This is a genomic window from Pseudomonas sp. GW821-FHT02H06, assembly GCF_059421525.1.
The window spans coordinates 527,186-539,624 of sequence record NZ_JBWKVD010000002.1; the positions used below are offsets into that span (position 1 = coordinate 527,186).

General features: G+C 57.5%; 13 protein-coding genes. 6 read left to right on the forward strand and 7 right to left on the reverse strand.

What is annotated here, in order from left to right:
* The first annotated feature begins 69 nt into the window (after window positions 1-69).
* The gene (locus tag AC07VF_RS05495; RefSeq protein ID WP_495009335.1) at window positions 70-513 is read left to right on the forward strand and encodes a GNAT family N-acetyltransferase; all 444 of its coding nucleotides are present in this window, start codon (window positions 70-72) and stop codon (window positions 511-513) included.
* A gap of 157 nt (window positions 514-670) precedes the next feature.
* Window positions 671-1,039 (forward strand): histone-like nucleoid-structuring protein, MvaT/MvaU family, encoded by a 369-nt coding sequence (locus AC07VF_RS05500; protein ID WP_282367842.1) that lies wholly within the window; start codon window positions 671-673, stop codon window positions 1,037-1,039.
* Between the two features lie 126 nt (window positions 1,040-1,165).
* On the opposite strand, the gene AC07VF_RS05505 is transcribed toward AC07VF_RS05500, so the two are convergent.
* Window positions 1,166-1,792, reverse strand: coding sequence for a glutathione S-transferase family protein (locus AC07VF_RS05505; RefSeq protein WP_282367843.1), 627 nt, complete (start codon window positions 1,790-1,792; stop codon window positions 1,166-1,168).
* A 269-nt stretch (window positions 1,793-2,061) separates the two neighbouring features.
* Between AC07VF_RS05505 and AC07VF_RS05510 the strand changes: the two genes are divergently transcribed.
* Window positions 2,062-2,310: a CsbD family protein gene (locus AC07VF_RS05510; protein ID WP_133775252.1), complete on the forward strand. Its 249-nt coding sequence runs from the start codon at window positions 2,062-2,064 to the stop codon at window positions 2,308-2,310.
* Window positions 2,311-3,288: 978 nt separating this feature from the next.
* On the opposite strand, the gene AC07VF_RS05515 is transcribed toward AC07VF_RS05510, so the two are convergent.
* Window positions 3,289-4,209, reverse strand: coding sequence for a LysR family transcriptional regulator (locus AC07VF_RS05515; RefSeq protein WP_495009334.1), 921 nt, complete (start codon window positions 4,207-4,209; stop codon window positions 3,289-3,291).
* 85 nt (window positions 4,210-4,294) lie between these two features.
* On the opposite strand from AC07VF_RS05515, the gene AC07VF_RS05520 reads away from it, so the two are divergent.
* Window positions 4,295-5,080: an NAD(P)H-dependent oxidoreductase gene (locus AC07VF_RS05520; protein ID WP_192174713.1), complete on the forward strand. Its 786-nt coding sequence runs from the start codon at window positions 4,295-4,297 to the stop codon at window positions 5,078-5,080.
* Between the two features lie 59 nt (window positions 5,081-5,139).
* Here AC07VF_RS05520 and AC07VF_RS05525 read toward each other — a convergent pair whose 3' ends face one another.
* Window positions 5,140-6,327, reverse strand: coding sequence for an MFS transporter (locus AC07VF_RS05525; RefSeq protein ID WP_495009333.1), 1,188 nt, complete (start codon window positions 6,325-6,327; stop codon window positions 5,140-5,142).
* Between the two features lie 73 nt (window positions 6,328-6,400).
* Here AC07VF_RS05525 and AC07VF_RS05530 point away from each other — a divergent pair, with 73 nt between their 5' ends.
* On the forward strand, window positions 6,401-6,985 hold the full coding sequence (locus tag AC07VF_RS05530; protein ID WP_282367848.1) for a CGNR zinc finger domain-containing protein: 585 nt from the start codon (window positions 6,401-6,403) through the stop codon (window positions 6,983-6,985).
* Between the two features lie 147 nt (window positions 6,986-7,132).
* Here AC07VF_RS05530 and AC07VF_RS05535 read toward each other — a convergent pair whose 3' ends face one another.
* A complete protein-coding gene (locus AC07VF_RS05535; RefSeq protein ID WP_282367849.1) occupies window positions 7,133-7,468 on the reverse strand; it encodes a hypothetical protein in 336 nt (111 codons plus the stop codon).
* A gap of 1,238 nt (window positions 7,469-8,706) precedes the next feature.
* Between AC07VF_RS05535 and AC07VF_RS05540 the strand changes: the two genes are divergently transcribed.
* Window positions 8,707-10,011, forward strand: a complete 1,305-nt coding sequence (locus tag AC07VF_RS05540; protein WP_495009332.1) for a tyrosine-type recombinase/integrase — start codon at window positions 8,707-8,709, stop codon at window positions 10,009-10,011.
* A 41-nt stretch (window positions 10,012-10,052) separates the two neighbouring features.
* Here AC07VF_RS05540 and AC07VF_RS05545 read toward each other — a convergent pair whose 3' ends face one another.
* From AC07VF_RS05545 to AC07VF_RS05555, 3 genes are read right to left on the reverse strand one after another with little or no spacing between them, the layout of a single operon-like run.
* Window positions 10,053-11,135, reverse strand: coding sequence for a protein-glutamate methylesterase/protein-glutamine glutaminase (locus AC07VF_RS05545; protein WP_495009331.1), 1,083 nt, complete (start codon window positions 11,133-11,135; stop codon window positions 10,053-10,055).
* Complete coding sequence (cheD, locus tag AC07VF_RS05550) at window positions 11,098-11,631, reverse strand: chemoreceptor glutamine deamidase CheD (protein ID WP_495009330.1); 534 nt, start codon at window positions 11,629-11,631, stop codon at window positions 11,098-11,100. Before cheD ends, AC07VF_RS05545 begins: the two co-directional genes overlap by 38 nt.
* Window positions 11,628-12,437 (reverse strand): CheR family methyltransferase, encoded by an 810-nt coding sequence (locus tag AC07VF_RS05555; RefSeq protein ID WP_495009329.1) that lies wholly within the window; start codon window positions 12,435-12,437, stop codon window positions 11,628-11,630. The genes cheD and AC07VF_RS05555 overlap by 4 nt, the downstream gene beginning before the upstream one ends.
* Window positions 12,438-12,439 lie beyond the last annotated feature (2 nt).

Here is a 12,439-nt window from a genome sequence, read left to right on the forward strand (position 1 = left end):
AGTGAGCCCGTGTTCTAAGCAAGTTTTAGCCTCAGAGAGCGGACGGGCGACACACTCCAAGGGCAGGAAATGACACTCATATTAAGACAAGCAGTGGTCACCGATCTCCCGGCCATCTACCGGGGAGAGCAGAGCTATATCCGTTCCTGGGAGCCCGACCACGAGGCTTCCTGGAACTCCCAATTTGAGAAGCACCTGACATGCTGGGTGGAGAATTTCGATCGGCTAAACATAGCTCTCTTGAACGGTCATTTCGCAGGTTACTCACTTTGGACTCGGCAGCCCGAATGCGCTGAGCTTTGCACAATCCATGTAGATTCAAGTTATAGGCGCAGCGGCGTTGGAACAGCGCTGCTGGCAGCGTATGCGCTAGATGCCAAGAGTCAGGACTTTAGTCAGTTGCGCTTGAGTGTGCGAGCAGACAACCCTGCAAGGTTGATGTATGAGCGGTTTGGCTTTCTACACACGGGTACCGGCGCACATGATTATCTTACGTATGAGCGCTGTGCTTGATGCGCCTCGGCTACAGCAACGCTTCAGCCAGAAAGCTTGAGAAACCGGCTGGGTGCAGCCCGTCAGGATTCGAAGCGGAATAGATATACCTAGGCGAATGACTGATTACCGGCGTTCGGCTAACATCGGTCGTATCAAAACGACCTTGGAGATTTAAATGTCCCGCCTTGCTGAATTCCGCAAACTTGAACAACAGCTCGCAGCCCAGCTTGCCGAACTTGAAACCCTGAAAAATGACAGCGGTTTGAAGAAAGAAATCGAATTTGAAACCAAACTGCGTGGCCTGCTCGGTGAGTACGGCTTCAGCTTGAGAGAGATAGTCGGCATTCTCGATCCTCAGGGAACCAGCGGTCGGCAGTCTGCTCCAGTGGCCGCCGAGAAAAAGACACGCAAGGCCCGAGAGATGAAGGTTTATAAAAACCCGCTGACAGGTGAGGTCGTAGAAACCAAGGGCGGCAACCACAAGCTGCTGAAAGCCTGGAAAGGCCAGTTCGGCGACGAGGTTGAGAACTGGTTGGTTAAATGACCCGTTGGAGTTGAAATAGCCGTCGTAAGACGGCTTTTTTATGGCTGCGATTGCGCTCTGACGTGAGCTGTAGAGCGTCTGGAGAAGCTTTCAGGGCAGGACCTAACAAGCCTGCGCGTTTAGTACTCAGCTTGCGAACTTGTAATCGCCGCCTTTTTTTACCGCACTGACATAGGCCGGCCGCGCCTGGAACCGGTCGATCCACGCGGAGATGCCTGGGTAGTCGTGCAGCATGCCTTGGGACTTTGCAAACTCGCCAATAAAGCTCATCTGGATATCCGCGCCGCTGATTTCTTCACCCAACAAGTAGGGAGTAAGTTTCAAGGCGGTCTCCAGGTAACCTAGATAGTTGGCCAGTTCAGATTCGATTCGCGGCTGCAGCGGCTTGCCAGCTTCCCCAAGGCGCCCGACATAAAGACTCAGCATCAGCGGCAGCATGGCCGACCCTTCTGCGAAATGTAGCCATTGCACATATTCGTCATAGGTTGCGGTGGCCGGGTCAGGTTGCAAGCGGCCGTCGCCGTGGCGGCGGATCAGATAATCGACGATAGCCCCGGATTCGATCAGCACATGAGGACCATCCTGAATAACCGGTGATTTGCCCAGCGGGTTTATGGCTTTCAGTTCAGGTGGCGCCAGGTTGGTCTTGGCGTCTCTTTGGTAGTGCTTGATTTCGTAGGGCAGGGCGAGCTCCTCGAGTAGCCAGAGGATGCGCTGCGAGCGGGAATTATTGAGATGGTGAACGATGATCATGAAGATCCCTATGAGATGGAAAGGTGTGTAGGGACAGACTGTTGTGTCGCACTGTGGTTCTAAAAGGTTGCGAAATCAGTAGTCAGTAGCCTTCTCGAAGGCCGTGTCTCCGTCAGGATGGCGACGGGTAGGGGTGGTGGGTGTCATGCGGAGGAATCCAGAGGCTCATCCCCGCTGAACTAATCACTGCGCCCGTCCCCTAATTCTGCGCACGTTGCGCCAATCCCAGGCTGATCCTGGGTCACTCACACACGAAGGTTTGGTGAATCATGAAGAGCGAACAGGTAGAAGGCGTTGTAGAGCAGGTTGCCGGCAAAGCACAGAGCGCAGTAGGGAAACTGTTTGGTGATTCGAAGCTGGAGGCGGAAGGTACTGGTCGCCAGGCTTCTGGTCAGTTGACCCAAGCTTATGGCGATGCGATGGACAGCATCTCTGCGTTTGTTAAAGAGAAACCAGTCGCTGCAGTTGCCATTGGTGGAATTGCTTTGCTGATTCTGGACCGTCTCTTTCGCCGCTGAGTGAGGAGCGAGGGACGCTCCTACAGGGGCCTTCCCGTTACGTTTCGATATGCCTGCCCCCGAGGACTGCCCGCTAGCAGCTTCGGGGGGAGGAAAGCGTGGACAGGAATCTCCCGAGGCTCCCCGTTTATTTGCTTACGATGCGAGTGCGCTGGAAGCAACGAGCAACTCATTTAATTCATCTTCACATAACATCTTCGCTGGTTTGCATGGCTCGCGCCGTATCCACTTAGAGGAATTTCTAGGCGTTAGCTAAATCACACAGCACTAGCGTGCCGGGAAAGTCATCGATTGGTTGCCTGGCGATGCCAGCCACATCCCATCCTGACTCTGTCAAATGGGAGCTGAGCGCTAAACCTACCCCTTTGGTAGCACCTGTCACCAATGCAGTTCGTGTGTTGCTCATGCTTACCTTCTCTTCATTCGACGCCAAATATCCTGATAGCACAGACCTCTCGGCGAACAAAGTGATGCCATTGTAATCTCATTCGTAGATCTCAACTTCTATGTCTCTCGCTCCCCGGGAAGGGCTTTGTGGCCAAACGGTTCCTCAGTACCTGGATTGTCATGTCTGTGATGTTGTGTCTGACCGGGTGCGCCTGGTTTCGAACAGTTCCTCTAACCGGAGCTTACGGGGAAGGTTTTCATCGTGGCTGCGAAGCTCGTGAGCAGGGTTCGGGCTATGAGGCGCGGGATGCTGACGCCCGGGCTCATCTCCAGGGGCGCTACTGGCAAGGGTGGGGACGCGGTTTCAATTCCTGTCTGTCGCCCTGGGAAAAAGCGCAGCAAGACAAATGGCTGCATGGGGATGACAAAAAATACTGCACCAAGCATCAGAAAAAGCGCGGCCACTGCAAAGAGTAATGAAAGGCGACCGCGCTTCCCGGGTAAGTTGCCATGTCGCAGCGCTGACGTGTGTTCAGCGTCGGATCGACTGCGACTGATCAACCGGCAGAATTGAGTCGTCGCATTGACTACTCAGACCTGGGGGTTAGGCGTTCCAGGCACATTCGAAGCGATGAGTTCGCGTAGCCACATATGGGCGGGGTCTCGGTGCAGTCGCTCCGGCCATAGCATGAGCATTTCAAACCCCGGAATGCTGAGCGGCGGCTCTTGGACAAGGAGGGCCGGCTCATCACGTACCAGCCTTTCAGGCACAACTGCAACAAGATCACTGTGCGCCAATGCGGATAGCAGCGAGTTGAAGTTGGGCACCGACAAGACGACGCGCCGCTCCAGACCTTTGGCAGCAAGTGCCTGGTCAGTGCTGCCTACGAAACCCGCTCCGTTTGGAGACATGACCGCATGCTCAAGCTTGCAGAACGCTTTGAGGCTTAGCCTGGACGCCAACGCCGGGTGATCACGCCGCCCGGCCAGCACGTAGCGCTCGTGAACCAATGAGCGCTGCCGTAACTTCGGCGGCGCTTCATCGCGGATATGCAAAGCCAGGTCGAGCCGACCGTTCTCCAGATCATGAGCCAGGTCGGTCGGGTATTTGCTGAGCAGCGCCAATCGAGTGTTTGGCGCAAGGCGCCGCATCGGCCCGAGTGACGGCCATACCAGAGCGGCAGTTGCGTAATCACTGGCGGCCACCTTCCAGGTTTGAGTCGACAGTAAGGGCTCAAAGGCCACAGTGGGGCTGAGCGCGCCTTCTAAAGCCGCGAGTGCTTCGCGCAGCGGTCCACGCAATTCGCGACCCCGCTCTGTGGGCAACATCCCTCGAGGGCCAGGCAGCAACAACGGATCGTTCAGCATCTCTCTGAGACGGCCTAGCTGCAAGCTGACAGTTGGCTGAGCAAGGTTCAGCAATCGCGCCGCTCGGGTGACGTTTTGCTCGGCCAACAGCGCGTCCAGCGTGACCAAAAGATTTAGATCCAGCCGATGCAAGCTATTGCTCATGTAAATACCATGTGTTTCGGGAATTCATTTCCAACATAGTAGCCCCGACGCTACGGTGAGGCCATCAACCCACTCGGAGCCCGCAATGAAGCTACTTCTAATCTATGCCCACCCCGAACCTCGCTCTCTCAATGGCGCATTGAGAGATTTTGCGGTTGCCCATCTGACAGCCGCAGGGCATGACGTCCAAGTCTCGGATCTCTACCAGATGCGCTGGAAGGCCGCCCTGGACCCGGACGACGCACCCGGCTACGCCAGCGATAAGCCCTTCAACCCGGCGACAGAGTCCCATCGCGTATTTGTCGCCGGTACCCAGCCGGCGGACATCGAGACCGAGCAGGCCAAGTTGCTATGGGCCGATGCCGTGATCTTCCAGTTTCCCTTGTGGTGGTTTTCCATGCCCGCGATTCTGAAGGGCTGGATTGATCGCGTGTACGCCCATGGTTTTGCCTACGGCGTCGGCGAACACAGCGAAAGCCACTGGGGGGATCGCTACGGCGAGGGAAGCATGGCGGGCAAGCGTGCGATGCTGGTGGTCACGATGGGAGGTTGGGAATCCCACTACAGTGGCCGGGGCGTCAATGGTGCCTTGAATGACGTGCTGTTCCCTATCCAGCACGGTGTGCTTTTCTACCCGGGATTCACTGTGATGCCGCCGTTCCCGATCTATAAAACCAGCAAAACCGACGCCGATCGGTTCGAACAGATATGCGCAGCCTATGCCACTCGGCTGGATAACCTGTTCCTTGACCAGCCTTTGCGGTTTCGCAGGCAAAACGCTGGCGACTATGAAATTCCGGCACTGACGCTCAAGCCACACCTTGCGCCTGATCGGCATGATTTAGGAATCCACCTCCTTGGTGAGGAATAAAGGTAGTCGGGCCCGTAGAAGCGCGGTGCACGCGAACGACCCGCTCGCCAAGGCGCAGATTAGCTGACCAGCGCCTTGGATTTCGGCCCACGAAGTAACAGCACTGAGCTGACAAATCCCAAAAGCCCTACGCTCCCTAATGCTAACCAGGTCTCGACAGGGGTGCGGTTTAGTATGAGCCAGCTACCCACGTAATAACCGGCGGCGCCGCTGAGCGCCCCCACTGCGCTCATCACTCCGAAGAATGTTCCCTGACTCCCTTCCGTTGCCAATGATGCGGTCATGCTTTCGAGCGTGGGCAACAGGATGGTCTCGACGACTGAATAGGCGACGATAAACAGCAGAAACCATTCGATGCCGCGCAGCATAGCGAGACTGGCGAAGCTAGCTCCCGCCCCCAGATACGCCCAAGTGGTCAGTGATGCAGGATTTACTTTCGTCATCCACCCTTTCGCCAGAATGATAAAGGCGAGGCCGGCCACGCCATTGATGACATAAATGGCGGAAGCGGCATGAGGCCCGGCCAGTTGTCCTGCGTACATTGGAAACGCAACGTAGAGCTGTGGGAACAGGAAAAACCACGGTAATGAAACCACGATCAACCGCCATAGCCCGGCATGTGTGGCGGCCGCCTTCAGGCTTTCAATCATGGACTGCCTTCGGAAGCTCACTAATGATCCGAATTTCGACCGGTGGGCGACGACGCTGAGGGTAATGAACAAAATGGCGCTGACTCCGAAAGCCACACGGATATCAGCCAGGCCCGCAAGACCGCCGACTGTAGGACCCACCACTGCTCCGACGTTCAGCATTTGGTTGTTGGACGCGAAGAGGGCTGAGTGGGCTTCTTTGGGTTGCCGGCCGAAGAGGCCATACACGCCACCCTCGTAGCATGCGACACCGGTACCGGCGATCACCGCGAAGACTACCCAGGCGCTCACCCCCTCGAAATAGCTGAAACCCAGAAAGCCCAAGCCTCGCAGCAGGAGGCCCAAGGTGATGACCCTGTGTGAGCCGAACCGATCAGTAATCGCGCCTGCGGCGAGCGGCAACACCTGCGCGGAAAGCAAATTGGCGGACATCACCGACGCGAGTGCGGCAGCACCAAAATGAAGGTTCGCCGACATATACAGGGCCAGCAGTGGGATAGTCATAAAATGGGAGGCATTCATCAGACCCTGCATCCACAGCAATCTGCGGATATCGTGGGGCCAGAACGGTCGTTCGGGCTGCACTACCTTGATCATGTTGAGGCTCCGTAACCGTCAATGTTATTTTGATGGTTACTTAGATAAATGGCGTTTGCAATAGGAGAGGGCGATGCAACCTCAGCATCAAGCAGCACCGGGGGATCTCGAATACGTTCGACGCTTCATTAACACGTGGTCGATTCCAAACCAGACACGCACGGCAACGGATGACCTGCCGCTGCTTGCAAGGGACGCTGAAAGCTGGCGCGAGGCACTTTCGCTTCATCCTCCGGCCGATAAGGATTCCTTGGAGCAGCTACGGGAGTTGCGCTCGGACTTACGTAAGTCATGCGAGGGACTGGATAAGGCGAATGGTCTGCTGAACGCCTGGTTCTCGCGCGTCTCTCTGTCAGTTCGCGTTAAATCTGTGGAGGAGGGGGCGTCCCAACTCTGTGTGATGCCTGCAGACGGCAGTTACATTGCCTATATTCTTGCGGCGGTAGCCAATGCCATTTCGTCAGGTACATGGTCGCGACTTAAAACGTGTGGCGATTGCCGTTGGGCTTTCTACGACAACACCCGCAACGGCAGCAAGCGTTGGTGTGGCATGACCAAAGGCGGGGTGGATGGCAGGGCTTGCGGGACGATTGCCAAAGTTAGCGCCTTCAGGGCAAGAGCAGCCGCCAGAGCGAAGTCGGATCCGGGCGCACACTAAGTGGCGCGCAGAGGTCCGCCGAATGCTTATTGAGGGCCACAAACATTCAAACCGTTTTTTTCGCCGCACACTTCTGCGGCACCACACATTCCAACCGCTAAAAACAGAAAGGCCCGGCGAACCGGGCTCTCTTAAACCGAGCGCTACTTATCGAGCGGCTTTCAGTTTGATCACGTCACCGGATACGGTGGTGGTGTAGCCGTTCAGAACCCATGCCCAGAACCACTTTTCCTGCACTTGAGTGTTGATCAGCGCATCGCCACCTTTGGCTTGGATGGCGTAACTCTGCGCGCGGACAAAACGGTCGTTCTGACGAATCGGGATCAGACCGAAAAGCATCAGGCCAGTGGCGCTTGCCTCACTATGGCCAACGACGGTGTACTGGCTGCTGTCGTATTGCTGGGTCTTCATGGCGGTGCCGGTGCAACCCGCGAGAACCAGACCACATGCTGCAGAAACGATGATTTTGCTGAAGGACTTCACTTACAAACTCCATTGAATAAAGCCCGAATCCAATTATCGAGCGGCGCCACTTTACCCGAACGGATAACACTTACGCACACCTTTAACGCTGATTCGACGCCCTCACTGACTGATGACTGCGGCCGTTCCAAGCGCTTGAATATTTGCAGTTTCAGACAAATTGAGCCCGGTGCTTGAGAAAGACGTTATGGCCTAACCGACATTTTGAGAAAGAACGAGTTGGCATGACAAGGTTGAGGATGCGTGCGCTCAGATCGCCAAGACCTGGAGAACGTAAGATTCGGCATCACAGGCGCTGTTGGAGGCCAGCTGTCAAGAAGCGGCTGGACTGATGTACAACGTAAAGTGTTTCATAATTTAACATAATATACATTATGCGTAACGGGATATTACGGTGCTGGGGCGGTGTGACGGAGAATCGAATGTGCCGCCTCATGAATCCACTGTCCCTGGTCTTTCAGCGTCCGGCCTGACTGGCGACGTCAACGCTTACCCTCGATTCCGGCGTTTCTTTGATCGCAAGCCTCCCGGCCGTATCGATCACGATCTAATGTTCGCTGCAGCTGCCCACCCTGCAAAGTCTGAGTTTGAATTCACACCGGCACCTGTTAAGCATTGCAACTGCCTGGCACCCGGATGACCGCCGGTGCTCGCATCAAGTGAGCGCTGATGTCTAACCGGCGCCGATGACTCGCGCCGCAGATCGCATCACAGGCTCGGCCCCTAGGACCTATCACAACGCGGTCCAACAACACATGCCTGATCACCCGGATTTAAAGAGCGAACCCGCGATACCCAGTCACAACAGGCCCAGCCGTCCCCAGCCAAAACCCAGGACAGCCCGCACGGTAAGCCAACGAAACCACTTAACCTAAGGCAGTCTAAAGTCGAACATTTAAGCTCGATTACGGCCGAGTATTCCCTGAAAGCCCCGTAATACTGGCCCTGCAGCCCATATACGCGAGACTGACAACGCCCGTACAGTCAGCAAAACCGCCGCATTCACGCGCCAAAACTGGCCTAAACCTCGCAAAACCGCAGCCCAATTCAGAAACAACCAGCCCAATGACCTGAGATGCCCAAATCAGCCCACAAAAGCCAGAGAGATCCAGGCACCCCGACTAACACACCCCAACCCACAAATGCAATATCCGATAACTGTCAGACCCGGATATTGCATATGCACGTCACCTGCACGATCATGCCGGCACCTTCCGCATTCACAGCCAGCGAATTCCATGCCCGCGCCTTCGTCACCCCATCCGCTGTTTGAAACCTACGCGAAGTTCGGTGAGCTGAACTTCAGTTCCTTAAAGGAAGAGCTTCCGGCGATCCGGGATTATCTGGAGCAATTCCCCGCCGAAACCCAGGCGATCGAAGGCTACCGCGCCGTGCGCAGCTTTCTCAAGTCCTACGCCGGCAACGAATCCACGTTCAATTCCTACCGCACCCACGTCGAGCGTCTGCTGCTGTGGACGATGCTCAAATCCAGAACGCCCCTCCTCGCCATGCGCCGCACCCAGGCCGAGAGTTTCATGGAATTCTGCCTGGCGCCCGATCCGGCATGGGTCGGTCCGGTGGTCAAATCCCGCTTCACCCGCCTCGGTGCGCGCAAAAAAACCGCAACGGACACCTACGTGCTCAACCCTGATTGGCGGCCCTTCAGCCAAACCGTTGCCAAGGAAGAACGCAAGCGCGCGCAGGAAGAAAACCGGCCTGCCCTTCAGGACACGTATCGGCTGGCCCAAGGCTCTATCGCGCAGATCTTCGCGGTGTGCGGCAGCTTTTTCCAGCACGCCATTGATGAGGGTTTCTGCGAGCAGAACCCGTTTCGGGCGGTGAAACAGAAGAGCAAATACAAAGAGCGCAACACCGACAACCAGGACACGCGCATCCTGACCTCGCTGCAGTGGGATTTCGTGTTGGAGACCGCCGAGTTGCTGGCGGCCGAGGACGCCAAGTACGAGCGCACGCTGTTTATCGTGGCAACGATTTTCTCCATGTACCTCCGCGTTTCCGATCTGGTGGGCCGCGACAACTGGAAGCCGACCATGGGCGATCTGCGCAAGGACGGCGCCGGCAACTGGTGGTATCACGTGGTGGGCAAAGGCAATAAAGCCGGCAAGATCAGCGTGCGTGACGACTATGTCGAGAACTACCTCAAGCGCTGGCGTCTGCACCAGGGCCTGTCACCCCTGCCCGGCTTCCGCGAAAGCACACCGCTGATTGCCACTCAGCGTGGCCGCGCCGGGTTATCCGACCGGCATATCCGCGTCCTGCTGCAGGAAGTGTTTGATGGCGCGCTGCAGCGCATGCAGGCCGAGCACTGGCCGGATGAAGACGTCGGACGCCTGCGCGCGGCATCTTTGCACTGGCTGCGCCACACCTCGGCGACCTTCGATGCGCCGCACCGCGACATGAAGGATCTGCAGGTCGATCTGCGCCATAACAGCCTCAGCACGACACAGAACGTCTACTACAACTCCGAGGATGAAAAGCGGGCATATTCGGTCAAGCGTCTGCCCATGAAAGAGCGATCGTGATCGGTCAATCCCTGGGCAGATGCTGAAGGTCAGCGGTCAGGCTAACTGTTGAGGATTGCCTGATGAATATGCTCCAGCGGCATGATCCGCTGGGCAGCGTTGAGCTTGATGGCCTCCTTGGGCATGCCGAACACCACGCAGCTCGCTTCATCCTGGGCCACGGTGGCGGCGCCGGCGTCGAGCATCTCCTTGAGACCGCGCGCGCCGTCATCGCCCATGCCGGTCATGATGATCCCGGTAGCGTTCTTGCCGGCGAACTTGGCCACCGACCGAAACAGCACATCCACTGAAGGCCGATGCCGGTTCACCTGCGGCCCGTCAATCACCTGGGCGTGATAATAAGCGCCACTGCGGTTGACCATCAGGTGCTTGCCCCCGGGGGCGATCAAGGCCAGTCCTGGGAGGATGCGGTCGTTGTTGCGCGCTTCGCGCACCTCGATCGAACAGATGCTGTTGAGGCGCTCGGCAAACGAGGCGGTGAACTTCTCCGGCATGTGCTGCACGATCACAATGCCTGGACACACCCTCGGCAGCGCCTTGAGCACCGCTTCCAGCGCCTGGGTTCCGCCCGTGGAGGTGCCGATGGCGACGATGCGCTCAGTGGTCTGTGCCATGGCGTGGCCACTGGCGGCAGGCAGGATCGCATCTGCAGTCAACTTGCCGGCCGGAACTGGTAACGGCGCCGGGCTGGCGCTGCGCTTTCCCAGGTTCCTGACGTTGGAGTTGGCGGCAGCGCGTATCGCGGCCACCAGCTCGGCCGCCGATTCGATCAGGAAATTTTTCAACCCGGTCGTGGGTTTGGTGATGATTTCCACTGCGCCTGCCGACAACGCCTGCAGGGAGGTTTCCGCGCCTTTGTGGGTCAGCGAGGAACAGATGACCACCGGCGTCGGCCGCTCGCTCATGATTTTCTTGAGAAAGGTGATCCCGTCCATCCGCGGCATTTCCACGTCCAGCACGATCACATCGGGCCATTCCCGGGCGAGCTTGTCCATGGCGAAAATCGGGTCGGACGCGGCACCCATGACGTGGATATCCGGCGTGTCGCTGAGAATGGCCATCAGCACCTGACGCACCACGGCCGAGTCATCGACCAGCAGTACGCTGATTTTTTTGGTAGGCATCTTGTTGAAGTGTTCCCATTGGTTGGTGCCGAACCCAGACGTTGCCGTTCCACACGTCGAACATGATCGTGCGGTGACCGGTGCTGCCCATGTCCTGAGCAGTCAGGTGCAGGTGGTAACGCTCTGCCAGGGCCAGCGCCGCGCGAATATTCATACTGGCGACGTCCTGCGTGCGCGGGTCGCGCTGCTGATCGGGAAACATTCTGCCGCCGCCGAACAGCTTGATCTGGTAATCCTCAACCTGCGTCCCGTTGATGAGGACGTGTCGAAGCAGCAACTCCAGCGCCTCATCGCCATATCGGCCGTCCAGCGGCTGATCGTGGCGCAGGCGGCCAGGCAGCATGAAGTGACACATGCCGCCGATCAGCCGTTGCGGGTGCCAGAACGTGATCGCCACGCAGGAACCGAGCAGTGTGCGCAAGCGCGTCGGACGCGTCGCGAAACTGACCTGACCCGGGACCAATACCACTTCGGCGGCGCCGACGGGCATTTTCATGGCTTGCGGTAAATCGAGGGCGCCACCAGCTTCAGGGTGTCATTAACACCGTGGAGGCTTTCAGAGTGACTGATGATCAAGTAGCCACCGGGCTTGAGTAGCGGCAGCATGCGTGCGACGACCTGGGCCTTGGTCGGCTGGTCGAAGTAAATCATCACATTGCGCAGGAAGATCACCTCGAATTCACCGAGCGCCGGCAGCGCTTCGTTGAGGTTGACCTGGACAAAGTTGACGCGGCTACGCAGGGTTTTGTCGATCAGGAAGGTCCCTTCCTGGCGGCCGATGCCCTTCAGGCAATACTTGATCAGCAGCGGCTGAGGCAACGTCTCGGCACGCCCCATGGCGTAATGGCCGCTGCGCGCCTTGGCCAGCACTTGAGTACTGATGTCCGAACCCACCACTTCCCAGGGCGTGGTTCCCAGGCCTTCCGCCAGAGTCATCGCAAGGCTGTAGGGCTCCTCGCCCGAGGAACTGGCCGCGCTCCATACCCGAAACACCTTGCCCGGCGGAGCCTTGGGCAGCACCTGCTGACGCAAAAAGTCGAAGTGCTTGGGCTCGCGAAAGAAATAGGTCTCGTTGGTGGTCAGCAAATCCAGGGCAACTTGCAGCTCGCCCTTGCGCTGGTCATTCATGATCAGCTTGAAATACTCGCCATAACTCTGCAGCTCGTAATGCTTGAGGCGCTTGAACAGGCGCCCTGCCACCAGCGCTTTCTTGGCGGGCGACAGGTTGATGCCGGCCGCACGGTACAGCCAGCTCTGGAACTGACCGAACTCACGATCATCAATGGAAGCGGTGTCTGCCATGT